The 26639-nt window shown below is 38.5% G+C and carries 25 protein-coding genes and 1 pseudogene; 24 read left to right on the top strand and 2 right to left on the bottom strand.

What is annotated here, in order from left to right; all coding sequences use genetic code 11:
- Positions 1 to 20 precede the first annotated feature (20 nt).
- The 20 genes from JKP73_RS04070 (at position 21) to JKP73_RS03975 (ending at position 19082) form a co-directional block, all read left to right on the top strand.
- Entirely contained in the window at positions 21 to 1277 is a 1257-nt protein-coding gene (locus JKP73_RS04070; RefSeq protein WP_200410943.1) for an ABC transporter substrate-binding protein, read from the top strand.
- Between the two features lie 74 nt (positions 1278 to 1351).
- A complete protein-coding gene (locus tag JKP73_RS04065) occupies positions 1352 to 2212 on the top strand; it encodes a carbohydrate ABC transporter permease (protein WP_081674672.1) in 861 nt (286 codons plus the stop codon).
- Between the two features lie 15 nt (positions 2213 to 2227).
- Entirely contained in the window at positions 2228 to 3055 is an 828-nt protein-coding gene (locus JKP73_RS04060) for a carbohydrate ABC transporter permease (protein ID WP_021289678.1), read from the top strand.
- Between the two features lie 24 nt (positions 3056 to 3079).
- A complete protein-coding gene (locus tag JKP73_RS04055; RefSeq protein WP_200410942.1) occupies positions 3080 to 4360 on the top strand; it encodes a Gfo/Idh/MocA family protein in 1281 nt (426 codons plus the stop codon).
- Between the two features lie 133 nt (positions 4361 to 4493).
- A complete protein-coding gene (locus JKP73_RS04050) occupies positions 4494 to 5483 on the top strand; it encodes a LacI family DNA-binding transcriptional regulator (protein WP_021289676.1) in 990 nt (329 codons plus the stop codon).
- A gap of 134 nt (positions 5484 to 5617) precedes the next feature.
- Positions 5618 to 6334, top strand: a complete 717-nt coding sequence (locus JKP73_RS04045) for a GntR family transcriptional regulator (protein ID WP_021289675.1) — start codon at positions 5618 to 5620, stop codon at positions 6332 to 6334.
- Between the two features lie 93 nt (positions 6335 to 6427).
- Positions 6428 to 7600, top strand: a complete 1173-nt coding sequence (locus JKP73_RS04040) for an SIS domain-containing protein (RefSeq protein ID WP_160806781.1) — start codon at positions 6428 to 6430, stop codon at positions 7598 to 7600.
- A gap of 44 nt (positions 7601 to 7644) precedes the next feature.
- On the top strand, positions 7645 to 8157 hold the full coding sequence (gene agaV, locus JKP73_RS04035) for a PTS N-acetylgalactosamine transporter subunit IIB (RefSeq protein WP_234447052.1): 513 nt from the start codon (positions 7645 to 7647) through the stop codon (positions 8155 to 8157).
- 45 nt (positions 8158 to 8202) lie between these two features.
- Positions 8203 to 8970 carry a PTS N-acetylgalactosamine transporter subunit IIC gene (agaW, locus tag JKP73_RS04030; protein ID WP_021289672.1) on the top strand — a complete coding sequence of 256 codons (768 nt, stop codon included), beginning with the start codon at positions 8203 to 8205 and terminating at the stop codon, positions 8968 to 8970.
- Complete coding sequence (locus JKP73_RS04025) at positions 8960 to 9781, top strand: PTS system mannose/fructose/sorbose family transporter subunit IID (RefSeq protein WP_038242419.1); 822 nt, start codon at positions 8960 to 8962, stop codon at positions 9779 to 9781. The genes agaW and JKP73_RS04025 overlap by 11 nt, the downstream gene beginning before the upstream one ends.
- Positions 9782 to 10057: 276 nt before the next feature.
- Positions 10058 to 10471 carry a PTS sugar transporter subunit IIA gene (locus tag JKP73_RS04020; RefSeq protein ID WP_160806780.1) on the top strand — a complete coding sequence of 138 codons (414 nt, stop codon included), beginning with the start codon at positions 10058 to 10060 and terminating at the stop codon, positions 10469 to 10471.
- A 35-nt stretch (positions 10472 to 10506) separates the two neighbouring features.
- Complete coding sequence (gene gatY, locus JKP73_RS04015) at positions 10507 to 11364, top strand: tagatose-bisphosphate aldolase subunit GatY (RefSeq protein WP_160806779.1); 858 nt, start codon at positions 10507 to 10509, stop codon at positions 11362 to 11364.
- Between the two features lie 25 nt (positions 11365 to 11389).
- Positions 11390 to 12328: a hexose kinase gene (locus tag JKP73_RS04010; RefSeq protein ID WP_038242426.1), complete on the top strand. Its 939-nt coding sequence runs from the start codon at positions 11390 to 11392 to the stop codon at positions 12326 to 12328.
- Between the two features lie 264 nt (positions 12329 to 12592).
- Positions 12593 to 14644, top strand: coding sequence for a BglG family transcription antiterminator (locus JKP73_RS04005; RefSeq protein WP_038242429.1), 2052 nt, complete (start codon positions 12593 to 12595; stop codon positions 14642 to 14644).
- 22 nt (positions 14645 to 14666) lie between these two features.
- A complete protein-coding gene (locus JKP73_RS04000) occupies positions 14667 to 15149 on the top strand; it encodes a PTS sugar transporter subunit IIA (RefSeq protein WP_021289666.1) in 483 nt (160 codons plus the stop codon).
- A 1-nt stretch (position 15150) separates the two neighbouring features.
- A complete protein-coding gene (locus tag JKP73_RS03995; protein ID WP_021289665.1) occupies positions 15151 to 15438 on the top strand; it encodes a PTS sugar transporter subunit IIB in 288 nt (95 codons plus the stop codon).
- 59 nt (positions 15439 to 15497) lie between these two features.
- Positions 15498 to 16757, top strand: coding sequence for a galactitol-specific PTS transporter subunit IIC (locus tag JKP73_RS03990; protein WP_038242432.1), 1260 nt, complete (start codon positions 15498 to 15500; stop codon positions 16755 to 16757).
- A 50-nt stretch (positions 16758 to 16807) separates the two neighbouring features.
- Positions 16808 to 17884 (top strand): zinc-binding dehydrogenase, encoded by a 1077-nt coding sequence (locus JKP73_RS03985; RefSeq protein WP_021289663.1) that lies wholly within the window; start codon positions 16808 to 16810, stop codon positions 17882 to 17884.
- On the top strand, positions 17865 to 18026 hold the full coding sequence (locus JKP73_RS03980) for a hypothetical protein (RefSeq protein ID WP_021289662.1): 162 nt from the start codon (positions 17865 to 17867) through the stop codon (positions 18024 to 18026). Before JKP73_RS03985 ends, JKP73_RS03980 begins: the two co-directional genes overlap by 20 nt.
- Positions 18027 to 19082 carry a galactitol-1-phosphate 5-dehydrogenase gene (locus tag JKP73_RS03975; RefSeq protein WP_160806778.1) on the top strand — a complete coding sequence of 352 codons (1056 nt, stop codon included), beginning with the start codon at positions 18027 to 18029 and terminating at the stop codon, positions 19080 to 19082. It abuts the gene before it with no gap.
- Between the two features lie 237 nt (positions 19083 to 19319).
- Here JKP73_RS03975 and JKP73_RS03970 read toward each other — a convergent pair.
- Positions 19320 to 20311 (bottom strand): annotated as a pseudogene (locus JKP73_RS03970) (aldo/keto reductase).
- Positions 20312 to 20458: 147 nt separating this feature from the next.
- Here JKP73_RS03970 and JKP73_RS03965 point away from each other — a divergent pair.
- Together JKP73_RS03965 and JKP73_RS03960 are read left to right on the top strand one after the other, a co-directional pair.
- Entirely contained in the window at positions 20459 to 21340 is an 882-nt protein-coding gene (locus JKP73_RS03965; RefSeq protein ID WP_038242435.1) for a cupin domain-containing protein, read from the top strand.
- 244 nt (positions 21341 to 21584) lie between these two features.
- A complete protein-coding gene (locus JKP73_RS03960; RefSeq protein ID WP_038242437.1) occupies positions 21585 to 22334 on the top strand; it encodes a sugar phosphate isomerase/epimerase family protein in 750 nt (249 codons plus the stop codon).
- Positions 22335 to 22371: 37 nt separating this feature from the next.
- Here the strand turns inward: JKP73_RS03960 and JKP73_RS03955 are convergent, their stop codons facing one another.
- A complete protein-coding gene (locus JKP73_RS03955) occupies positions 22372 to 23682 on the bottom strand; it encodes a 2-hydroxycarboxylate transporter family protein (protein ID WP_021289657.1) in 1311 nt (436 codons plus the stop codon).
- Positions 23683 to 24684: 1002 nt separating this feature from the next.
- On the opposite strand from JKP73_RS03955, the gene JKP73_RS03950 reads away from it, so the two are divergent.
- Together JKP73_RS03950 and JKP73_RS03945 are read left to right on the top strand one after the other, a co-directional pair.
- A complete protein-coding gene (locus tag JKP73_RS03950) occupies positions 24685 to 25668 on the top strand; it encodes a LacI family DNA-binding transcriptional regulator (RefSeq protein ID WP_021289656.1) in 984 nt (327 codons plus the stop codon).
- A gap of 12 nt (positions 25669 to 25680) precedes the next feature.
- Positions 25681 to 26436 carry an SDR family oxidoreductase gene (locus JKP73_RS03945; protein WP_021289655.1) on the top strand — a complete coding sequence of 252 codons (756 nt, stop codon included), beginning with the start codon at positions 25681 to 25683 and terminating at the stop codon, positions 26434 to 26436.
- The last annotated feature ends 203 nt before the right edge of the window (positions 26437 to 26639 follow it).

Below are 26639 nucleotides of genomic sequence, written 5' to 3'. Positions count from 1 at the left end.
AATTGTTGGAGGGGAAATATATGAGAAGAGTATGGGGGATCATCATCCTTCTAGGTTTCCTAATAGCTGTATCCGCATGTTCACAGGAAGAAGATGCAACTGCTGATGGAGATTCAACGATCACGTATGCGTATTGGGATAAAAACCAAGAAGATATGTTAAAAGGTATCGTTCAAGAATTTAATCAAGAATATCCAAACATTCATGTAAAGTTAGAACTTACGCCCTATGATCAATACTTTACAAAATTAGATGCCGCTGCTACTGGAGGAGGTTTGCCCGATGTGTTTTGGATGAATGGACCAAACTTTGTGAAATATGCATCCAACGACATGCTGGAGCCTATCAATGAGTATATCGAAGAGGATAACTTAGATTTATCACCTTATCCAGAAGGGCTATTAGGCTTATATCAATACGAAAAGACAACCTATGCGCTGCCAAAAGATTATGATACTGTTGGTCTTTGGTATAATAAAGAGCTATTTGATAAGGCTGGTGTATCTTATCCAGATGAAACATGGAAGTGGGAAGACTTAGTAGATGCTTCCAAAAAACTGACTAATCCAGATAAGGATATTTATGGGGTTGCAGCATATATTCAGGATGCACAGGCTTCCTATTTCAATACGATATTGGCAAATAACGGTTACGTTATTTCAGAAGATAAAAAGGAATCGGGATTTGATGATCCAAATACAATAGAAGGATTGCAGAAATACCATGATCTTATACACAAGCATGAAGTATCTCCAACACATGCGCAGATGGAAACAACGGAAGCGGCTAGTATGTTTGAGTCAGGTAAAGTTGCAATGCTATTTCAGGCATCGTATATGATTCCACAGTTTAAAGCAAATGAGTATACAAATGCGAATGTTGATGTAGCACTTCTTCCAGAAATGAAAAAACGAGCTAATGTTATCCATGGTTTAGGTAATGTAATAGCGAAAAATTCGGCAAACAAGGCAGCTGCATGGGAATTTGTGAAATTCTTAAGTTCGGAGAAAGCAGCAACTATGCAAGCAGAATCGGGTATCATTCCAGCTTATGAAGGAACGCAGGATGCTTGGCTGAAATCAACGCCTAATTTTAACTTGCAAGCATTTTTAGACATGGCAGAAGTTGCTGAACCGTACCCCGTATCCAAAGATACGGATAAATGGTCAAGCATCATTCAAGATAATTTAGCAAAAGCCTGGTCTGGTCAAATGACAGTAGAGGAAGCGAGTGAAGTGATTGATAAAGAAATGGAAAAAGTACTCGAAGAAGAATAGATAAGTGGCTCAAATTAATGGAGTGATCATAGGTGGATATCAAAAAGCAAAAATCAACACTTAGAAAAAATGATATGTATTGGGGTTATTTGTTTATTGCACCAACTTTATTGGGGCTATTAATCTTTTATATCTTTCCCGTCTTCCAAACTTTCTTTTATAGCTTTAATGATTGGGGAGATTTTGGCAGTTATTCATGGTCAGGGTTGGAAAACTATGAAGAGATGTTCGCCAATCCTGAGATTTGGGATTCTTTTAGAAATACATTAATTTACGCATTTGTAATGGTACCAATCAGTATAGCGATTTCGATTATTGTTGCAGTACTGTTAAACCAGAAGATCAAGGGCCTAACGTTTTACCGGACTCTTTTCTTCCTTCCTGTGGTAACGATGCCAGCCGCAATTGGAATGATATGGAAATGGTTATACAATGCCGATTATGGAATTATTAATCACATTCTTGGTTGGTTCTCCATTCCAGGACCAGATTGGCTAACAGATCCTAATTGGGTGCTTATCTCAATTATTATCGTAGGTACATGGGGAGCAATAGGAACAAATATGGTTATTTTGCTGTCTGGACTACAAGGGATTCCAAAGTCACTATATGAGGCAGCGTCACTAGATGGAGCAGGACCAACTTATTCTTTTTTTAAGATTACACTACCATTATTATCACCAACCATTTTCTTTGTTGCTGTTATTTCATTTATTTCGGCATTTCAGGTTTTTGACTTTATCTTTATGATGGTAAGTCCGACAAACCCGGCAATTGATAGTGCGCAATCGGTGATCTATTTGTTCTATCATTATGCATTTGTTATTGGAGAAAAAGGAATAGCTGCAGCCATCGCTTTTGTATTATTCTTAGTTATTCTCGTGTTAACCATTCTACAGTTCAGGTTACAGAAACGGTGGGTGCACTATGAATAGGGGGAAAATGGTAAGATGGAGAATATAAGTAATACACGAAAAGTGGTGATTCACGCCCTGCTCATCATCGGTTCTATTGTAATGGTTGGACCATTTCTGTGGATGGTACTAACTTCCTTAAAGACAGTAGGTGAGGCAGCGCAAATACCACCTAAGATATTTCCTGAAGTATTCCAATGGAGTAATTATAAAGAAGTATTCTCATCCTTTCCCTTTGCGGAATTTTATTGGAATACCTTTTTTACCACTGTAATAAAGACGATTGGCCAATTGTTCTTATGTTCGTTAGCGGCATATGCATTTGCAAGAATTAAATTTCCCGGAAGGAATTTTTTCTTTATCTTGTATTTATCGGTGTTAATGATTCCGCCACAAGCATTTTTAATACCGCAATATCAAATTATTGCTAATCTCGAATTACTTAATACGTTAACAGCGTTAATCTTGCCGGGATTATTCAGTGCATTTGGAACGTTCTTATTGAGGCAATTTTTTATGACCATGCCGGATGAATTAGAAGAAGCTGCCAAAATAGACGGTTGTAATCATTTTCAAATCTATTGGCGTATCATGCTGCCACTTGCGAAACCAGGGTTAATTGCTTTAGCAATATTTACAATTATTTGGTCATGGAATGATTTTTTGTGGCCGTTGATCGTTAATAGTTCACCGGATAAGATGCCGTTATCAGCAGGGCTAGCATCATTACAAGGGCAGTACAGTACGAATTACCCCGTACTTATGGCTGGTACCTTCTTAGCTTCATGGCCATTAATTATTATCTTCATGTTCTTCCAAAAGGCTTTCGTGGAAGGAATTGCCTTATCTGGTCGAAAAGGCTAGTATTCAAGAAAGGAGCGATGATTATTGCGAAAGATAAAAGCGGTGTTGATTGGTGCAGGTGATCGTGGAGCAAGGGCATATGCCCCGTATGCGAAAAACTTTCCCCATGAACTGGAGTTTGTTGCGGTGGCGGAGAAGGATCCTGTTAAAAGAGCAGAAATCGCTTCGTCACATCAAATTGAAGTGGCATCCTGTTTTTCCTCGTGGGAAGTGTTGTTAAGTGAAAATATGGATGCAGAAGTGGCTTTTATTTGTACTTTGGATCGGCAGCATTTTTATCCGACGATGAAGGCGTTAGAAAAAGGGTATCATGTATTGTTAGAAAAGCCGATGTCTCCAAATGCTGAAGAATGTGTGCAGATGACTGAGCAGGCGAAGAAGTATCAACGGCTTCTTTCCATCTGCCACGTGCTGCGATATACCGATTTTTGGTCAAGGATTAAGCAGATCATCCACAATGGTACGATTGGTGATATTGCTTCCATTCAGTTAAATGAAAATGTAGAAATTATGCATATGTCGCACAGTTTTGTGAGGGGAAATTGGAATAATAGTGACACATCAAGCCCGATGATTCTGCAAAAATCCTGCCATGATATGGATATTATCATGTATTTGATGGACGAATCATGTAAGCGAGTTAGTTCTTTTGGTTCTCTCCTGTATTTTCATGAAGGGAATAAACCGGAAGGAGCCCCGCTTCGTTGTTTGGACGGATGTCCAGTAGAATACCAATGTCCATTTCATGCCGGGAAGTATTACTTAGGAGAAGGAAGAAATTGGGCCAAGAAATTTACAACCGATCATACACGTGAGGGCATTATTCATGCATTGGAAACGACATCATATGGTAAATGTGTCTATCAATCAAATAATAATGTGGTTGATCATCAAGTCGTTAATTTAGAATTTGCTAACGGTGCAACAGCAACATTCAGTATGTCTGCGTTCACTAGGGAGCAGACTAGAATCGTACAGATTATGGGAACAAAAGGAGAAATCAGAGGAAAAATGGATGAAAATCAGATTTCTGTTTATGATTTCTTAACAAAACAAGAAACAGTCATCCATCTCCCTAATCCGAACAGTGGCCACGCTGGCGGTGATGAAGGAGTAGTAAGGGAGTTCTTACAAGAGGTTCGCCAGTTTAATGGAAAGGAAAGTACAAGTAAATCATCGGCAGTATTATCTTTGGAAAGTCATTTAATAGCCTTTGCAGCAGAGGCTTCACGCCTCGAAAAAGGAAAAGTGATTGAGATGGATTATTTTCATCAGAAGCATCGAACCCAAGCAACAATTGATTAATTATGGGAGGAAGCCTCATATGGCTTATAAAAGGCAGTTATTCTGCCTTTTTTCTATGACTTAAACAGACGATACTGTTAGAAAAATGGTAAAATAATGATAGATTTGAAGTAAGTAGTCTAGGAGTGATGGTGTGGCAACAATCAAAGACATCGCGAATCAAGCTGGAGTTTCTCCTGCAACGGTTTCTCGTGTACTTAATTATGATGCAAGTTTATCCGTATCAGATGAAACAAAAAAGAAAATATTCGAAGCGGCTGAAGATTTATCTTATCGGAAAAAGGCAACAAAGCGGAATAGTAGTAAGCAAATTGCAATCGTTCATTGGTATACAGAAAAAGAGGAATTAAGTGACTTGTATTATTTATCCATACGATTAGGAATAGAAGAACGATGTAAAGCACTAAATATTCAATCCGATGTATATTTCCTTGATAACATAGATGAAATATCCAATGAAGAGGTAGACGGGATTATTGCCGTAGGAAAATTCAGTGCAACCCAAGTAAATGAATTAACCACTGTGAGCCCTCATGTGGTTTTTGTAGATGATAGCCCTGATGAAGATAAATATGATGCGATTATCATTGATTTTGAGAAAGCAACCAAAACGGTTATTGATTATTTCTTGAATACAGGTCATGAATCCATTGGGCTTATTGGTGGTAGAGAACAATTAAAAGGGGAGGAGGTAGCACGTACGGACCTACGAGAGAAAACATTTATAACGTATATGAAAGAAAAGGCCATGTTCGATTGTAACTATATCTTTGTTAGTTCTTTTTCTGTTGATGAAGGATACCGCCTGATGAAGCAAGCCATTAACCAATTAGGAGATCATTTGCCTACCGCCTTTTTTGCTAGCAGTGATGTGATGGCAATTGGCAGCTTACGAGCATTGCATGAGGCAAATATTGCTGTTCCTGAACGGGTAAGTGTTATTGGATTGAACGATATGTCTGTCGCGAAATATGTGTTTCCCTCCTTAAGTACTGTTAAAGTATATACAGAAGTGATGGGAGAAACGGCAGTAGATACATTAATGGAACGGTTAGAAGGCAGGAAAATTGCAAAGAAGATCTTTATTTCTACGAAACTAGTTATAAGAAAAAGCGTGCGTTAGTTCCTGATTTTTTCATTCCTCCTTTTAAGGCAATAAACTCCTTTTATTGGTTGGGACCTTTACATATGCATTGAACTGCTATATACTAAAATGAACTGGTAATAACCACTTTTGGAAGGAGGATATCGCTCTAATTGGATAAGTTAAGCAAGGTACCTTTATACTTACAATTGATGGAAAACCTTATCAAACAAATAGATGAGCAAACATATCAAGAGCATGAGAAATTGCCATCAGAACGCGAACTATGCGCTATGTATAATTTGAGTAGGATCACTGTTAGGCAAGCACTGCAAGAGTTAGAGAGAGAGGGCTATATTTATAAATTACATGGTAAAGGGACATTTGTTTCTGCATCCACGTTCAATCAACATCTAGTAAAGCTTTATAGCTTTACTGAAGAGATGAGAAAGCTAGGAAAAACACCTTCAACACGCGTTTTGTCCTTTAAAGAAATTGCGGTTGAAGATCGCTTAGCTGAAAAAATGAATGTACAACCCCTCGATGAAGTATATCAAGTGGTTCGCTTACGATTAGCAGATGATGAAGCTTTAATGTATGAGACATCCTATTTGCCAAAGAAAATTTTTCCTTATTTAACCAAGGAACAATTGATGAGGGCACCAATGTATGATGTGTTTTCTAGGGATTATCAGGTTGTTGTTACCCGTGCATTAGAGAAGTTTTCGGCAACGAGTTTACGAGAAACAGAGGCTGGATACTTAGAAGTAACTGCTCAACAGCCAGCAATGTTAATCAGGAGATTCGCCTATCATAATGAGCAGTTAATTGAATATACTGTAAGTGTAGCAAGAGGAGATAAATTTGATTACACAGTGGAATTGACGTAAAACAAACTCTATTAGGAAGCCATTCCATTCTTAATAGGGTTTTCAATTATCAATACTGGTTATGACAACATAACCAGTTGAGGAGGAAATAAGATGTTTAAGCTATCAGAAAAAGAATTAGCAGATGAAATGGCTGGATTTACAACCCGTGAGATTTCTCAACAGCCAAATGTTTGGAAAGAAGCAGTAGAAAACGTATTCCAATGGAAGGATGACATTCATGCATTTCTTTCAGCTATTTACACGAAGCATGCTCGATTAAGGGTTGTCTTTACTGGTGCAGGTACTTCAGCGTTTGCGGGTGATATACTCGCGCCAGTATTACAAAAAGAGAATCAAGCGAACATACAATTTGAAGCGATTGCAACAACAGATATGGTATCTAATCCTGCCGATTATCTATTTGAGGAAATACCTACTATTCTAGTTTCTTTCGGAAGATCCGGAAATAGTCCTGAGAGTGTAGCTGCAGTCAATTTGGCTAGCAATATCATTAAGGATTTCTATCAAGTTATTATCACTTGTAATCCAGATGGGGAGTTAACAGAGAATGCAAGGCATGATGAAAATAGCCTTATTCTACAGACACCAGAACAAGCACATGATCAAGGCTTTGCGATGACAAGTAGTTTTACAAGTATGATGATCGTTGGTTATGGGGCATTCACCACGAGTCCTTTTACTGGAAATTCAGTTACAAAAATCATTGCGTATGCAGAAAGATTAATCAGCACTTTAGCAGATATCGTTGATGAAATTATTCATATGAATATGGAGCGAATTGTATATTTGGGATCTGGGATATTAAGTCAATTATCGCATGAGGCAGCTTTGAAAATGCTAGAGTTATCGGCGGGTAAAGTTGTTGCCGTACATGAATCCTCCTTAGGGTTCCGTCATGGACCTAAATCAATCTTAAATGATCAGACACTCGTTGTTCTATTCATGTCTCAAGATCCATATACCAGACAGTATGATTTGGATATATTAAAGGAATTGTCACAGGAGAACAGCAAGGTGGTCGTACTAACGGAAAGTAAAGATTCAGAAGTAGTGGAGCTGGCAGATTGGGCCCTTTCAGTCAATGGAGAGGGAGAGTCACTTGGAAATGACTTTTATTTGGCCTTTCTTTATATCATCTTCGCTCAAATCCTTGCTTTGAAGAAGTCGATCCAACTTGGAATTACACCGGACAATCCAAGTCCTGATGGAAAAGTGAATCGAGTGGTTAAGGGGGTTACTATTTATGAGTACCGCAACATTTAGGGACTATGGGCAGTCTCTAAATAACTAATTATGATAGCACTTACATGTTTGAAGAATTAAAAGAAAGGATGAATCATATGACAGGACCAAATATATTATTAACACGAATTGATAATCGATTAATACATGGGCAGGTAGGCGTAACATGGGTAAATCACTTAGGGGCAAATTTAGTCGTTGTAGCGAATGATAAAGCTGCTGGAGATGAGGTTCAGCAAAGTCTAATGGATATGGTACTTCCAGATGTCATACAAGCACGATATTTTTCATTACAAAAAACAATCGATGTTATTCATAAAGCATCGCCTAAACAGAAAATATTCTTGGTTGTTAAAGATGTTCATGATGCTCTGGCATTAAAAGAAGGTGGCGTTCCCTTGGAACAAATCAATGTGGGTAATATGCATTATGAAGAAGGGAAAAAGCAAATATCTTCTACTGTCTCTGTAGATGAAGCTGATATAAGTGCATTTAAAAAACTCGAACAATTAGGAGTAAGTATGGACTTACGGGGAGTTCCGAATGAAAAAGGCCAAAATATCATGGATCTTCTTTAATTGAAGTGTTTCCTACAAATCTATGTTTAAAAGGAGGAGTGAAGGATGTTACTGGAGGCTATTTTAATAGCTTTATGGGCAGGGATTATTGGAATAGATTTATATAATGGTTTGACACATATTCATCGTCCAGTTGTCACTGGTCTGGTTGTTGGTTTGATTCTTGGAGATGTTACTACAGGATTAATCGTCGGCGGTACATTAGAACTAATTTGGATGGGGATGGTCCCGCTTGCTGGGGCGCAACCTCCTAATGTCGTTATTGGTGGAGTTATTGGAACCGCATTCGGAATTATAGCTGGGCAAGATCCGAATGTTGCTGTTGGTGTAGCCATCCCATTTGCTGTTGCTGTACAGGGATTGATTACATTATTCTTCACCGTTTTTGCACCAGTCATGCATAAGGCCGATCAATTTGCGTTGGAGGCAAATGGAAAAGGGATTGAAAGAATTAATTATCTTGGTCTAGTAATCTTGTTTATTTTTAATGCAGTTATTGCCTTTTTGCCTATTTACTTTGGTGCTGAAAAAGCGGCTGCTTTTGTAGAAACCGTTCCACAATGGATTATTGATGGATTATCAGTTGCAGGAGGAATCATGCCAGCAATAGGTTTTGCAATGCTGCTAAGGATTATGATGAAGGTCGAATATATCATGTTCTTTATTGTTGGGTTCATTCTTGCTGCCTATCTTGAGCTCCCAATATTAGCGATTGCTTTAATTGGTTTAGCCATCGCATTGTACGACTATTATCAAAACAAACATAAGCAAGGCCCTACACCTGAAGAGGGGGAGATAACGGATGGCATCTAATCATTATCAATACGAGGATACAACTTCTGCACAGGACTTACCGCCCAAACAAATACGAAGTCTTGCATGGAGGTCGTTATTGTTACAAGCCTCATTTAATTACGAGCGAATGCAAGCCGCTGGATGGCTATACTCTATTTTGCCTGGACTGAGGGTTATTCATAAGAATAAAAAAGATTTAAGCAAATCAATGAAGGATCATTTGGAATTCTTCAACACACATCCTTTTCTCGTAACGTTTATTATGGGAATTATTCTAGCTATGGAGCAAAAGAAAGAGGATAGGGAAGCAATACGTGGCATTAAAGTAGCAACAATGGGACCCTTAGGTGGTATTGGTGATGCTTTGTTTTATTTAACATTATTGCCAATTACAGCAAGTATAGGTGCCTCTTTGGCAGTGGAGGGCAATATTCTCGGACCGTTTATCTTTTTGATCATGTTTAATATTATTCATTTCGGAGTTCGATTCGGATTAATGCGTTACGGTTATCGTACTGGGGTTAAGGCAATCGGCAAGTTAAAGGAAGGCACGAAACATGTTTCACGGGCCGCCTCAATCGTTGGGTTAACAGTAGTAGGTGGGCTGATTGCCACCTATGTAACTTTTAAAATTGATTATACATGGAAACAAGGAGAGTCTGAATTAAATGTTCAAACGGACATCTTAGACCAGATCATGCCAGCTATGCTTCCTTTAATATATACCCTGCTTATTTATTGGTTATTAAAAAAAGGCCGTTCGCCAATTTTGTTAATAGGAATAACCGTAATAGTAGGCTTGATTGGATCTTATTTTGGAATTATGTAGTAAGAAAAGTGCAGAGCGCCTGTTTAAAAATTTAGAAATTGGAGCGGCGTACCATAGATAAAGGAATCTCGATGGGCGTTAGCAAATCGATGATGATTTATCGTAAGACACGACGTGAAATCTTCTAGTATTTTGCGTTCGTAGCTAGACACAATTTTCTCATCAGAAGCGTTTTATCCAACCATCAAATTTAATACTTTCTTCACTTAGGACAAAAGCGCAACGAATCGTTCCGTACATTAAAATGAAATTGTAAGAAAAAGGAAGGTGAATGACATGATTGGTATTGTTCTAACAGGTCATGGGAAATACCCTACTGGTTTGTACCAATCCGTTAAACTAATTGCTGGAGAAGTAGAGAGTCTGGAGGTTGTCCCTTTTGTGCAAGATCAAGACAAGTTAAAAGACTCATTGCTTAAGGCAATTGAAAAAGTAGATGAAGGAGACGGTGTTGTTTGTTTTGCAGATTTAGCTGGAGGCACCCCATTTAATGTAAGCTCGCAATTAGCAATAACAAGGGAATACATGCATGTAATTGGTGGAACAAATCCTCCGATGCTGCTTAGTGCTTTGTTTCAAAGAGAACTTCCAGTCAAAGCATTTGTCTCGAACGTTATACAAGAGGGGAAAGCGAGTATTAAAGCTTTTGAATTCAAAGAACGAACAGGAAATCATTCAGAGGGTATTTAGCAATTTGACCAAATAAAATACGGAGGTATAAAATTATGACCTGCTTGCAAAATACAAAAGAAATGCTAGAAAATGCAAGGAAAGAAGGCTATGCTGTTCCAGCTTTTAATATTCATAATCTCGAAACGATTCAAACCGTCGTAGAAGCTGCGGCTGAACAACGATCACCGGTTATATTGGCGGCTACTCCTGGAACGATGAACTATGCAGGGCGTGCTTATATTCAAGCAATAGCAGAAGTGGCTGCAAAGCAACATGAGATCCCTATTGCATTGCATCTGGATCATCATGAAACCTATGAATCGATTGCAGCATCACTTGAACTCGGTACGAAATCCGTGATGATTGATGGATCTAAACAAACGTTTGATGAAAACATTGCTATATCAAAATTAGTTGCCGATAAAGCGCATACGTATAACGCTACGGTAGAAGCAGAGTTGGGGAAATTAGTGGGGCAAGAAGATGATATGGTCGTTGCAGCAAAAGATGCGGCATACACAGATCCAGATACTGTTGTTGAATTTGTGGAACGGACCGGGGTAGATTCCTTAGCTGTTGCAATTGGGACGGGACATGGTTTATACGAAACAGAACCTCATTTAGATTTTGATAGATTAACAAAAATCAAGAATCTAATATCGATACCGATTGTACTGCATGGGGCATCAGGGATATCGAAGCAAGATGTACAAAAATGTATTTCGCTGGGATGTGCAAAGGTCAATATTTCAACAGAGTTGAAAATCCCGTTTTCTCAAGGGTTAAGAGAGCATTTGATTAATTATCCAGATGAAACAGACCCACGTAAGTACATGGCACCTGCAAAAGCAAAAATGAAAGATGCAGTTGTCGAAAAAATAGCCATATGTATGAGTGCTGGGAAAGCATAACAGATGTATGGAGGAGGTGGTATCGATGATTCTTACGGTTACGTTAAATCCTTCGGTAGATATGCAGTACCAATTATCAGCGTTACAAGTAAATGATGTGAATCGGGCTGCCCATGTGTCTAAGACTGCTGGTGGCAAAGGGCTTAATGTCACCAGAGTTATTGATCAATTACAAGAGCAAGTCACAGCAACTGGTTTTCTAGGTGGAAGATTAGGAGAGTTTATAGTAGATGAATTATCGCAGCAACAGATTGCTCATGATTTTGTATCCATTCAAGGAGAGACAAGAAACTGCATCGCTGTTTTACATGATGGCAAACAGACAGAGATCCTAGAGAATGGCCCAATCATTACCAAGGATGAATCAGAGCAATTTCTTCAAAAGCTGCAGAATTTATTGGGGAAAGTTACTAGATTGACGATTTCAGGCAGCCTTCCAAAAGGTTTAACGGTATCCTTTTATCAACAAATTATTAGCTTGGCAAATCAACAAAAGGTTCCTGTTTTTTTAGATACGAAGGCATCGCTATTGATGGAAATTGTAAAAGGTGATGCGAAGCCATATTTAATTAAACCAAATCAGCAGGAATTTGCCGAGGCGATGGAAATGACCTCAAACAGCGTGGAAGCCATTGTTGACATTTTATCTCATCGAACCCTTCTTTCTGATATCCCTTGGGTAGTCGTAACACTAGGAAAAGATGGAGCTGTTATAAAACATGAAGCAGTTATTTATCGAGCATCTATTCCTAATATCCATGCTAAAAATCCAGTTGGTTCTGGGGATAGTGTCTTGGCTGGTTTTGCCGTTGGTCATCAGCGGCAATTATCAGCAGTGGAACTAATTCAATTTGGTTTAACAATGGGTGTCTTAAATGCATTGCAAGCCCAGACAGGTCAGATTGACCCAGAAGCCATACCTGATTACCTATCGCAAATTCATGTTCGCAAATTGTTGAAATAGAATCGCTAATCCGTCTTAATTGACGGGTTAGCGGTATTTTTTTGCCCGAAATTCTATGGGGAACTTCAAATTTCTTTGCTACATCAGTTTTAGAAAATTTTATTATTATCTTTATTTCGTGTTATATAGGAATAGGAATAAAGAGAGATACAAGCTGTTTGTGTCGATCCCAATATCGTACATTCGTCGTTCAAACATTTATGATGAAATCGCGTACATTATTGTGGTATTGGCTGATACAATGAATGTGAAAGAGGGGAAATCATGAAACTTGATGATCGGAGTAACACGATCTTTGAAGCATTATTAAATAATCCTAGCATGAATAGCAAAGAGGTTGCACATACGTATAAGCTGACGAGAAGACAATTAAGTTACAGGATTCAAAAGATCAATCAATGGCTGGATAATCAAGGTCTCCCGCCAATTAATCGTACAAGGCAAGGTTACTTTATTCTAGATCAGAATGTTTATACAGCCTTGCTTCATGATCAGGAGGGAGCGAAGCCAAACCGGATTCTCTCCGAATCAGAACGTGTGTACATGATCGTGTTTATGCTTATCAGTAATAATGACTTATCGCTCTACCATTTTTCAAGTGAATTACAAGTAAGTAAAAATACTGTCCTAAATGATATAAAGAAAGCACAGCAATTGGTTGAACCATTTCAATTAACCATTCGCTATAGTCGGAAGTATGGTTACCTATTAGAAGGCAATGAATTCTATACTCGAAAACTACTCATTCACATAACAACGGTCATACTTGATATGAACGATGGAGAGAAGCTTGTACGGCATTTGGCTCATATGCAAGCAGGAGCGGTAACAGAGACTATAAAACGAATCGAGAATATAGAAAAGAAGCTTAATCTGAAATTTACGGATGAGAAGCTAGCATCGATGCCTTATATCTTATTACTTGTTTTATACCGAATTAACAAGGGACATGTGATTGATTCTTTCTATATTACTTACGATGAGCTCTCAAATACGAAAGAATATCTGGCGACAGAAGAAATTCTTTTTGATCACCCCCATATTCCTATGGTAGAGCGGCTGTTTATTACCTTGCATTTATTAACGATAAATGTGTACTGGTCTGAGTTATTGATGGAAGATACGATTCCTGATTTATATGAAGCACTTGATGAAATGGTGACGCGTTTTGAGAAGAAATCTGTAGTTGTCATTCAAGACCGTGTGCAATTACTGCAAAAGCTATTATTACATGTCAAACCAGCGTATTACAGAATTAAATACGAACTAACGGAAATCAATCATGTACAGCACGGATTAAGCAAGGAATTTTCTGTGCTTCATCACCTAGTAGAACAGGCAATCGAACCGTTAGCGTTTTTAATTGGCAAGGATATTCCCGAAAGTGAAACGGTCTATTTAACGATGTTAATTGGTGGTTGGTTAACGAAGCAGGGGGACAGTATTCAGAAGAAAATCAAAGCCATTGTTGTTTGTCCAAATGGTGTATCGGTATCAAGGCTGATGTATCGTGATTTGAAAGATTTATTTCCTGAATTTGTATTCTTAGATTCATTATCTGTACGAGAATTCAAGGTTTATCCGTATGATTATGATCTTGTGTTCTCGCCAATCCCTTTAGAAACAAATAAAAAGCTTTTTACGGTGAGTAGTGTCTTGCATCGTGATGAAAAAATTCGCTTAAAGAAACAGGTGTCATTAGAATTACATGGCTATTTTCCTTCGAAAATCGAAATGGATGAAATGCTGCAGATTATTAAAGAACATACGACAATTCATGATAAACAACAATTAGCAAAGCGATTATATCGTTATATGCATCGTGATGAGGCAGAATCCATTTATACGGAAGAACCTCCTTCTTCCATGATGGTGCTAAGTGATTTTTTGCCATTAGATCATATTCGAATGGTGCATACAGTTACTTCCTGGAATGAAGCAGTTAAATTGACAGCAAAACCTTTACTTGTAAATAACAAGATTGCTAGATCTTATTTGGAAGCAATGTTGAATCAAAAAGAACAGGATCCTTATATTGTCATTGGGAATCATCTTGCTATCCCACATGCAGCACCTGAGGACGGTGTTAGGGAGACATCAATGAGCCTGCTGCATATAAAGGAAGGTGTTGATTATGGAAAGGAGTATCGTATTCACATTATGGTTGTAATTGCTGCGATGGATAAACAAAAACATTTAAAAGCATTACTGCAGTTAATGAGGCTTGCTCAATCGAAGGATGCAATGAAAACATTGATGCAAATAGAATCAAAAGACAAAATGAAGCAATTGATTCAAGATTACTCATTTGAATAACAACAGGGACTGAGGTGCAGATATGACAGAGCTATATTATGATCAATCAATTATTCAAGTAGACCTTGATGTGACAAGTAATCAAGAAGCACTTGAGAACATGGCAGCAACGATGGCAGAAAAAGGATTTGTCACGGAGTCATTTAAAGATGCGCTAATTAACCGGGAAGCAGCGTTTCCAACAGGCTTACCAACTCAAGGCGTATCTGTGGCAATACCGCATACCGATATCGAGCATGTCATTAAAAAATCAATTAGTGTCGCAATTTTAAAGAAACCAGTTGAATTTGGCATAATGGGAGATTTGGATTCGACGACTCCCGTAAAAATTATCTTCTTGCTAGCTATGGATGAAACCCACGCGCAGCTTGTCCTATTACAACAGCTGATGCAGGTCTTTCAAAATGAAGAACAATTAACGTATTTAGCTAATCAGAAAGATAAACAAAATATAAAACGATTCCTAGAAGAAGAACTAGGGTTCACGCTTAAAGGAGGTGAATAACATGGCAGATAAGAGAAAAGTATTGGTGGCATGTGGTGCAGGGATTGCTACATCAACGGTAGTCAATAGTGCAATTGAAGAAATGGCAAAAGAAAATAATTTAAATATTGAATTAGTTCAAATAAAAATTGCTGAAGTAGGTTCATATGTAGACACCGCCGATTTGCTAGTAACGACAGCAATGACGAAGAAAGAATATCCTTTTCCTGTAATCAATGCACGTTCTTTCCTAACTGGAATTGGTGTAGAGGATACAAAGAAACAAATTTTAGAAGAACTAAAAAAATAAGTGAAGGGGCATCTCGTAAGGAGAGATGCACCTCTTCAAAGGGATAAGGGGGAGGAATTATGCAGGGGTTTGTTGATTTTATTCAAGCCTTCTTAGACTTAGGAGCTACCGTTATTTTACCAGTTGCGATTTTTCTATTAGGTCTGTTATTTGGGCAAAAACCGGGAAAAGCATTTCGATCAGGATTAACGATAGGTGTCGCATTTGTTGGTATATTCTTAGTTGTTGATTTATTGGTAAATAATTTAGGGCCTGCAGCACAAGGAATGGTTGATCGATTAGGTGTTGAATTAAATGTCATTGATGTAGGATGGCCGGCAACTTCTTCGATAGCATGGGCCTCGGTTGTGGCGGCTTTCATCATCCCATTGGGATTAATTGTAAACGTTATCATGTTGGTGAGCAAAACAACCAAAACAATGAATGTTGATATTTGGAATTTCTGGCATTATACCTTTATGGCAGCGATGGTGTATGCCATTTCTGATAGCATTATTCAAGGACTTATAGCGGCAGTTATCTTCCAAATCGTTTGTTTGAAGGTCGCTGATTGGACAGCTCCTATGGTTAGTGAATTTTACGAGCTACCGGGAGTTTCTTTAGCAACAGGGTCTACAATTTCTTATGCACCAGGAATATGGTTAGTTAAAGGATTACAGAAGATACCCGGATTGAAAAATTGGAATGCGGATCCTGAAACGATACAAAAAAGGTTCGGAATATTCGGAGAATCAATCTTTATCGGCTTGTTTTTAGGGGCGGCAATTGGTGCCCTAGCTGGTTATAGTGTTGGTGAAATCATTGAGATTGGTATGGCCATGGCAGCAGTTATGGTACTAATGCCTCGTATGGTAAAAATTTTGATGGAGGGACTAATGCCTGTTTCGGAATCAGCAAGAGAATGGTTAAACAAACGATTTGGTGATCGTGAAATTTATATTGGACTGGATGCTGCTGTAGCATTAGGACATCCTGCTGTTATTTCTACTGCACTGATCCTTGTTCCCATTACTGTCGTTTTAGCTGTTATTTTACCAGGAAATGCTGTATTACCTTTCGGTGACTTAGCTACCATTCCATTTATAGTAGCCTTTATTGTCGGTGCTGCCCGAGGGAATATTGTGCATTCCGTTATTGTTGGTACAGTGATGATTGCTATCTCTCTTTATATTGCAACAGACGTTGCACCGATCTTTACACAAATGGCTGAGAATGCGGACTTCGATATGCCTGAAGGCTCTGCGAGAATCTCGAGTATCGACCAAGGTGGAAACTTGATTAATTGGATTATCTTTAAAATTTTCTCTTTGTTTAATTAAGTCGTAAAGGCCGTCATTTCAATTCTTTTAGAATGTATAGGGGGATCATCATGCAAGCACTTATAAAAACAGCTTTAGGATTCGGTAATCTGGTTGTGCAAGAGAAGGAAGAGCCGAACCCAAATCCAGGGCAGGTAAAAATCAAAGTTCACTATGCAGGGATTTGTGGTTCAGATATCCATACGTATGAAGGACATTACAAAGTAGCTTCTCCAGTTACGTTAGGTCATGAATTCTCTGGTGAAATTGTAGAAGTAGCTGATGATGTGACAAATTTCAAAGTTGGAGATCGTGTCACTTCAGAAACAACATTTTATATCTGTGGAGAATGTAATTACTGTCAGACTGGGAATTACAACTTATGTAATCACCGCAAAGGATTAGGTACGCAACAAGATGGAGCATTTACCTCATATGTGATTGCACGTGCAGAAAGTCTCCACCTGATACCGGAGCTTGTCAGCTATCAAGCTGCTGCTATGACAGAACCATTGGCTTGTACACACCACGCTGTCAATAAAGCAGAAATAAACCAAGGGGATATTGTGGTGGTGATTGGCCCTGGTCCAATTGGTTTATTAACCGCACAGGTAGCCAAAAGTCGTGGCGCAACGGTAATAATTACGGGATTAACGAATGACAAGATTCGTTTAAATAAGGCAAAGGAAATCGGCATTGACTATGCAGTAGATTCACAAAAACAAGATTTAAAAACGCTCGTCCATTCATTAACAGCTGGATACGGAGCAAATGTGGTATTGGAATGTTCTGGATCTGTAGCTGCTGCTAAGCAAGGGATGGATTTGTTAAGAAAACAAGGTCAATTTGTTCAGGTGGGGATATTCAGTGAACCAGCTATCTCTTTTGATATGGAAAAAATTATCCAAAAAGAGATACACATGGTGGGAAGCAGAAGTCAAAAACCGGCAGATTGGGAGCCATCTCTGGCACTGATGAGCAATGGCGAGGTGCAAGCAGAAGCATTGGTAACCCATCAGTACAAAATTACCGAGTGGGAACAGGCTTATCAAGCAATAAAAAGCGGCGAAGCAATTAAGGTGTTACTTGTTCCCCACCTATTAGACAGCTACGAGGGAGGGAAAATCGATGGTCGAACCATTACTTGATTTTATGTTAGGGCCAATGCGAGGAATCACATCCATCTATGTGGAATATCAAGTCATTTTTAATACATTGGTAGTCGGATTTGGGATATATTCAATATTCTTTTCACGAAAAAAACAAACAGCCAATGAAGCAGGTGATTAGATGAAAGCTTTGAAACTATATGCAAAAAGAGATATACGATATGAAGAGGAAGAGACTCCGAGAATTGAACAGAACAATGAAGTTATCATCAAGGTGAAGGCGGTTGGAATCTGTGGATCCGATTTATCCAGATATAAGAAGTTAGGGCCGTATGTGGAAGGGATGGTCTTTGGGCATGAATTTGCAGGAGAAGTTGTAGAAACGGGTTCTGCGGTAGAGGAAATACAAGTGGGTGATCGAGTCTCTGGATGCCCGACTTACTGTTGTGGGAAATGTATGTATTGTCAAAAAGGAGAATTAGCAAGGTGTGAGAAGTTAATCGTTATTGGGGCTAAACATCCTGGAGCATACGCAGAATATGTGAAGTTACCTGAAGCGAATGTAATACCTATACCAGACGGTGTTGATTTTGATACGGCTGCAATGATTGAGCCTTCTGCGGTTGTGGCTCATGGTTTTTATCGAACGTCGCTTCAGCCGGGGCAAGATGTTGCTATTATGGGATGTGGCAATATTGGATTATTAGCGATTCAATGGGCCAAAGTGTTTGGTGCAAGACATATATATGCGATTGATATTGATGAACAGAAGTTAGCGACAGCCAAACAGCTTGGTGCAGATTATATCATTCATTCAAGAGAAGTACCAGCCTATCAACAGCTCCACAAGGTAACCGATGGATTAGGTGCTGATATAGCTATCGAAGCAGCTGGTTCACCAGTTACTTCTGCCCAAATTTTCTCCCTCGTTAAAAAAGGCGGCGAAGTTGTCTTTATGGGTATTCCATATGCGGATGTAATGATCGAACGATTTTATTTTGAACATATTGTTCGTAATGAATTAACTGTTTTAGGTTCTTGGAATGCCATTTCATCGCCATATCCAGGTAAGGAGTGGGAAATGGCGATGAACTTTATGAAAAATGGACAGTTAAACGTCAAGCCAATTATTTCTCATCGAATTCCTTTAATAGATGGACCATCAATATTTGAAACTATCATTCAGCAACAAGGGTCATTTGGAAAGGTACTATTTTATCCAGAACGTGTTCAATAGAAAGACGAAATTAGAACTGGCATTAAGATTATGTAAAAGTAGATGTGGCAGGGATGCAACTAAAATAGCTAACCCAAAAGTGAAATGATAAAATAGGGATGAACTAAATGCTAATACGAAGTATTTTGACGGAGCGATGGTAGAACCTGTTTTTATAACTAACCCGAACGGATTCGAGTTGAATCGTTCGGATTATTATAGGAATAAGATACTGTTGTCTCAGCCTCGCCTATTTGTTTATTCCTTATGGGGAAGAGGAGCTGTTTCTGAAATTAGTTTCTTTTGCTGTAATTCTTCCCAGAATGGATCAGGTATTTTCTCATTCATTGCTGCCAAATCTTCCTTGATCCGCTCTGGTCTGGTAGAACCAGGGATAGCTGCTTGAACGGCTGGATGTGCAGTTGAAAACTGTAAAGCAGCTGCTTTTAAGTTAACGTCATACTGTTTGGCAATGTTATTTAATTCGTTGACAAGTGCTTTGACTTCATCTGTTGCTTGGGCGTAATCGAAGTGATCACCACCCAACAATGCTCCAGAGTTGTATGGACCACCAACTACGATACCTACTCCTTTTCTCTGGGCTAACGGCATCATTCGTTCTAATGCACGTTCATGCTGCATTAAAGTATATTGAGTGGCTGATAAATTTAAGTCCGGATTAGCTTCTTCTAGTTCCATTGCAACTTCAATAGGAGTCGTAGTATTCACACCTAATCCCCATGATTTAATAACCCCTTCTTCTTTTAAGCGAGTCAATGTACGAAACGCACCTTTACGTGCCTCGTCAAACTTCGTAATCCATTCGTCTTCTAGAAAGTCTGGAGAAAGGTCATGAACAAAGACCATATCTAAATAATCCGTATTCAGCCGTTTCAAACTTTGCTCAATTGAACGAAGCGTTCCAGCTTCTGTATAATCTGTTTGTATTTTATTCTTTCGAGCTTGCTCAAATAATCCAGACTTCTCTTCCTGTTCCTCTAAAATGACACGTCCTACCTTCGAACTTAGTACAAATTCTTTTCGGTCCTGTTCAGCTAGCGCCTCTCCTAGCCTCATTTCCGATAACCCAGCGCCATAAAAAGGAGCTGTATCGAAATAGCGCACGCCTTGGCTCCATGCTGATTCAATTGTTGCTTGAGCCTCTTCTTCACTTACATTACGAAACATATTCCCAGTGGAGCTGTACCAAGACCGATTTTATTATTTAGTGCATCATGTAAGTATTTCATTACGAAACCTCCCAAAAAAACATTTCCTAGTAAAAATTACCCAAAACCAATGTAAATAAAACATTTTTAGGTAGCCCAGCGTACAATTTTTACAACATAGGCATATGCTGATAATGACAATTCTTAGATAGAAAGGAAGGCGTGTATATGTTTTATATGGCCCAATTTGATAAGCAAATAAATACTACAATGCCAGATTCAGTAAGAAATTCTCATGATCCATTGCAGTACTTATGTAATTCCATCCACCAGGATATAAAACGAGAAGGGAAAATGATTGCAATCTGTCAAAAACTAGCTGATGAAGCATCTTCAGAGGAAGAGCGGATGAACTATTTGCAAATTATTCAAAGAAAACTAGTACTGTTGGACAACTCAGCTATGATATATCGAAATCTAACAGGAGGGGAACCGGACTATGAGGAAGATATTCGAGTTGCGGATGGCCAAGAAGGTGTACAGCAACTTCAGTTACTAGAACAAGAGAGTTATCAATCTTATCAGAAAGGGTACATGTTGACACAAGATCCATATGTGCGGGACGTCTTCTTACGAGCCTATTATGGGGCAGAATCAGCACAACTCACCTCTAAACAATCACCTCAGGATACGGCAACGCGTATCTCCGATCAAGGAGGAGATCCATTTGTTGTAGCTATTGAGCAAGCCACAGAACGAAATAATACTTTTCGGACAGCGATATGGACTGGAGATCATTTGCAAGTAACGTTAATGAGTATTGATGTTGGTGAAGATATTGGGTTAGAAATTCACCCTGACACAGATCAATTTTTACGTTTGGAGCAGGGAAATGGGTATGTACAGATGGGGAAAAGCAGAGACAATTTAGATTTTAACCGATATGTAGAAGAGGATGATGCGATAATGGTACCAGCAGGTACCTGGCATAATATCACAAATACCGGTGATGAACCTTTGAAACTATACTCTATTTATGCTCCGCCAGAACATCCATTTGGAACGGTTCACCAAACAAAAGCGGATGCCTTGGCAGATGGAGAATACTAATTCGACTAGCCTCCGGTTCAAAGGAAGTTTTTTACCACTTCATATAAAACTATACTTGTCATAATTATTAAACTATGGGATGGTTTACGTATAGGTTGATACTTGCTCAAAAAAAATCCAAGCAAGAACATCTGTCTCTGCTTGGATTCATATACATTACAAGAAAGGGGGAGTTATAAGGATACTAGTAGTATACCCAGTTATCAGCTTTTTAAACCAATACCATGGAAAAAGGAGAGAAAAAATGGGAAAAGTTGCCCTGCAATTGTATACAGTTCGCGAATTAGCTAATGAGAATTTATTAGGGTTATTAGAAAGAATTGCGGAGCTAGGTTATCAAGGCGTCCAATTTGCTGGGTTCCATGATCATAGCGCAGAAACGGTACATAAACAATTACAAGCATTAGGTTTAACACCTGCAGGTGCCCATGTACCGATAGAACTGTTACAAAGCCAGTTGGATGAAGTGTTGCGTTTCCATACCAAACTAGATAATTCATTGTTAATTTGCCCGTTTTTACCCGAATCGATGAGGAAATCAAAAGATGATTATTTGCGGACAGCTGACCAATTTAATGAGATTGGTGAGAAGCTTACACGAGAAGGTTTTGCTTTTGGTTACCATAACCATGCATTTGAGTTTGAACGTTTTGATGAAACATCTGGATTTGAACTGCTGTTTGAGCATACAGATTCTAGCAATGTGAAGATGGAGCTCGATTGTTATTGGGCAGCCTATGCTGGAAGTGACCCCGATCGATTAATACAGAAATATCAAGACAGATGTATTTCACTTCATGTTAAAGACGGAAAGCAGGAAGAAGGAGAAATGATTTCTACGGAGATTGGCAATGGCACATTAGATATTCCAAAACTAATTACATCTGGTAAAGAACATGATGTGAATTGGTTCATCGTTGAGCAGGAACATTTCACTGGAGATCCATTAATTAGCGCGAAAGAAAATGTAAGCGCATTAAAACAGCTGATATAACGAAAAGATCGGGCAAGTAATGTGCCCGATCTTTAAATTATAATAATGGAACAATAATGCCGGCGATTAGTAGAATAAGTGCTCCACCTAAACGAGATGATATTTGAGCAAACGGCATTAATTCCATTCGCTTGGAAGCGGACAATACGGCCACATCACCCGTTCCTCCCATATTAGCCATACATAAACCTGCCGTGATTGCAGATTCGATTGGGTGGAAGCCAACTAATTTTCCGAGCATTGCCGCTCCTAATGCTGCACCAACAACGACACTGGCAACCAATAAAATATATTCGATCGTCAGTGCATCAATAACAGCATTCAAATCCGTATAAGCAATCCCTATCCCAATTAATAAGGCGAGCGTCCAGTTTTTTGCAACGAATTGATACCACTGATTTGCCCCATTTTCAACAATTTCAGGTAACCATCCTGCTAATTTAAAAATAGCTACTAAAATAATCATGAGGGCATATGGGTGTAGTGGGATAAAGTTTCCTAAAATTTGGCCAAGCACATAAAATACGAGAGCTGCAACCATACCTACACCCATGATACTTACATTATACGTAACCTTTTTATTTTCTACATGGAAGCCTTCCATCAATTGGCCATTTCCTGATAGCTTAGGAAACTTATTACCGATCATATTTAAGATACCTGCAAGAATAATAGCCAGGACATTACCTAGTGCTAATGCTGGTACAAGGATTGAAATATAATAGGATGGATCATTACCAAGAATTTCGGAATATACTTGAGACATTGGAACAGCACCAGCTCCCATACCTCCACCCATAATTGGCATGGCAATAACTAAAATGGCATCTTTAAATCCAAATCCAATAATCAGACCTACAATACCCGCTAGTATCATTGATACAATTACAGCAGCTAATAAAGGTAAAGCAAATTTAGCGCCAGCTTTTTTTAATGTGTTGGAATTCATTCCTAAGATACTACCTGTTATTAAGGCAGCAATATAGAAATTAAGAAAACCACCGGATTTCATGAATTCCGTTATACTGGTAATGGTTTCTTGGGGCATGATATCTGCGTATACGAAAAAAGCAGCACCAAATATAGCTACAATAGCACCTCCACCTAAAAAGCTTCGGAGGATAGGGGTATTATCGCCAATCCAGCCAAACAGTTCTCCCAGTACCATCATAATGAGTAAACTACCGATCATTCCAGCAGGTAAATTCCCTGTATACATAGCTGCTAAAGCGATAATTGTAATTAATGCAAACCAAATAACCGGGATATTAAAGATACTTATGCGCTGAAATAACCTTGTTTTTGATACTGTTTCCGGCTCAATTGATTGTTGTTGGGGTGTCGTCATGATTTGCCTCCTAGTTATGAATATACTTTCTTTTAGTTGTTCGCTTTGCTTTCGTTATCAGGTGCTTAATTATTTGTTCTATCTCATTCAAAGTACCTTGAGCGTGCACAATTGCACGTTTTCATCCTTCCCAATTTTGAATGCCTACAAATACCGTATGAAACTTGTATCAATTCTCCATAAGTTAAAACGCTTACAATAATTAGTACAAATCTTCATTACAATGAATATATTCTATATACATGAAAAGCTGTTAGGTATTTTATATGTGTAAGAGCCTAAAGAACCATAGGGATAAGTTATGTATGATCGAAGAATCATAATCTTCGATACATTCCTTTATCTGAAAGCCGCATTTCCTTAGTATATGAAGAAAGAATTTAGTAGTTTCTTTGATCCAAGTTATGCCCCCCTTCCTTCCTAACCTACGTATGAAGGGTTAAAACGTTTTTGAAGGATTCGTAGCCTAGACATATCGTAACGCTAACTAACTTTCGTATTTGCACATTCTATTTTTATTACTCTAGCACCTGATCCAGCTATTTGTCGAGAGACAAAAGGCATAGCTACGCTTGATCTAATAGATTAAGCGTAGCTATGCTGAAGGCAACAAGTAGGTTATATTCTATTTATTTTCCTACTTACGGTTCTTTTGGAATTTTTTCATCTTAGATTGGTATAGTACTTTTAGTCCAAGGTAAAATTGAATAATTAAGGAATTTTTGGTTATTTTCCTTTATAATAATACTAAATAGGTATGCCATATTTACTTATCAAGAGTTATTCCAAGAGTCATCCCCATATGCAGCAGGAGAGGCTCTTGTATTTTGAGGAAAAACAACTTAAGCCATATCGTTTATTTTGGGTCCAATGTTGAGCAATATGTATTGCAACCCAAACAATAATTCGGTTTATGAGTATATAAGTAATTAGCATATTGACAATTAATTAGCAAAACAGTAAGATTTATTGTAATCGATTACAATTAGAGGTGTGAGGAGCATGGCAACTATACAAGAAGTAGCGAAAAAAGCAGGGGTATCTGTAGCCACAGTTTCTAGAGTACTTAATAATTCCCATACTGTAAAAGAAACAACAAGATTTAAAGTTGAGCAAGCGATTGGAGCGTTAAATTACGCGCCCAGTGTTTTAGGACGGAATTTACGAAATTCAGAAAGCCGACTACTTCTTGTGTTAATACCGAGTATTTCGAACCCGTTTTATACGGAGATTATTAATGGGATAGAAGATACTGCTATTCATGAAGGCTATAATATCATGCTTTGTGAAACGGATTCGAATCCTCAAAGAGAAGCGATTTATTTTAATCTTGTTCGTAATCGCATGGCCGATGGTATTATTCTAATGGATCCAACTATTAATCGAAATAATGTATTGCAATTGGCAGAAACACACCCAATTGTACAATGCAGTGAATTTGATAAGGAAGGGCATATATCCTATGTTTCGATTAATAATGAATTAGCTGCTTATCAAGCGGTGAAGCACTTAATTAAAATTGGAAAGAGGAAAATTGCATTCATTAATTCCGATGAAAAATTTTTATATGCACGTGAGCGGAAAGCTGGTTATGAAAAGGCATTTAATGAGTACGATATGTCTGTAGAAGCGAAATGGATGTATAATATCCAAAAGCTTAATTTTGAAAGTGGGCAACAAGCAATGCGGACACTTCTTAACCAAGCCGATCGCCCTGATGCAGTTTTTGCTGTGTCTGATGTTCTTGCCATTGGTGCATTAAAAGAAATTCACGCTAGTGGGTTGAATGTGCCTAATGACATAGCGGTGATCGGCTTTGACAAAATTAGCTTTTCTAACATGACCTACCCAACGCTGACAACGGTATCGCAGCCGATGTACCGGATGGGATGTATTTCAGCGACAATGATTATTAAGAAGATAAGAGGAGAAAAGGTAGAAAGTATGCTTCTTGAACATGAATTAATTATTCGTGAATCAACATAAGGGGGGAATATCATGTATTCATTAACCAACCAAATTGCGATTGTTACTGGTGTCAGTCATGGCAATGGAATAGGTGCGGCAATTTGCCGTCAACTTGCAGCGGCAGGTAGTTCGATCTTTTTTACCCATTTTCGGGCAGAGGCTAGTTGGCCAACGTTTTTTCAAGAAGAAATTAGGAGACGTGGGGTTGAATGTAATTATTTGGGCATCGATTTGTCCCACACACAAGCACATAGGGAAATAATGACGACGGCGGTAGATCAAATGGGAGTTCCTACTATTCTCGTAAATAATGCGGCCCATTCTACAAGGGATGGCTACCAAATTCTTGATGCAGAAATAATAGATAAACATTATCAAGTCAATATGCGTCACACAATGTTATTAAGTGCTGCCTTCGCACGTCAATTAGAACAAACAAATGTTGATCATGGACGGATTATCCATTTAACATCTGGTCAGGCGCAAGGACCAATGGTCAATGAGTTAGCATACGGTGCAACAAAAGGAGCTATATCGGCATTTACTTTGTCATTATCAGCTGAACTTGCCCCACTTGGAATTACCGTAAACGCGGTTAATCCTGGACCAACAGATACTGGCTGGATGACGGAGGAGCTAAAACAAGAACTTCACCCCAAATTTCTATCAGGAAGAATCGGTGAACCAGACGATGCGGCAAAATTAGTATCTTTTCTTGCAAGCGATCAAGCAGGCTGGATAACCGGTCAAGTTATTCATTCAGAAGGGGGGTTTCTAAGACAATAGGGTAAGGGCATTATTTTGAAAAGTATTATCGATTTCATTCAATTTCTCGGCCATGATAAAAGAGGCATGCATTATTGATACATCTAGAGTGGGATAAAAAAGTTATTGACAACAGGGGAATAAGGGTTATAATAAAACCATAATGTAATCGATTTCATTTTTTCTAATATTAAATAAAGTTATTGTGGTGAAATCGATAAAAA

Source organism: Virgibacillus salexigens (genome assembly GCF_014905415.1).
Lineage (GTDB): Bacteria > Bacillota > Bacilli > Bacillales > Amphibacillaceae > Virgibacillus > Virgibacillus salexigens.
The sequence above is the reverse complement of the archived record's forward strand: the minus strand, read 5'-3'. Positions and strand labels throughout refer to the sequence as shown.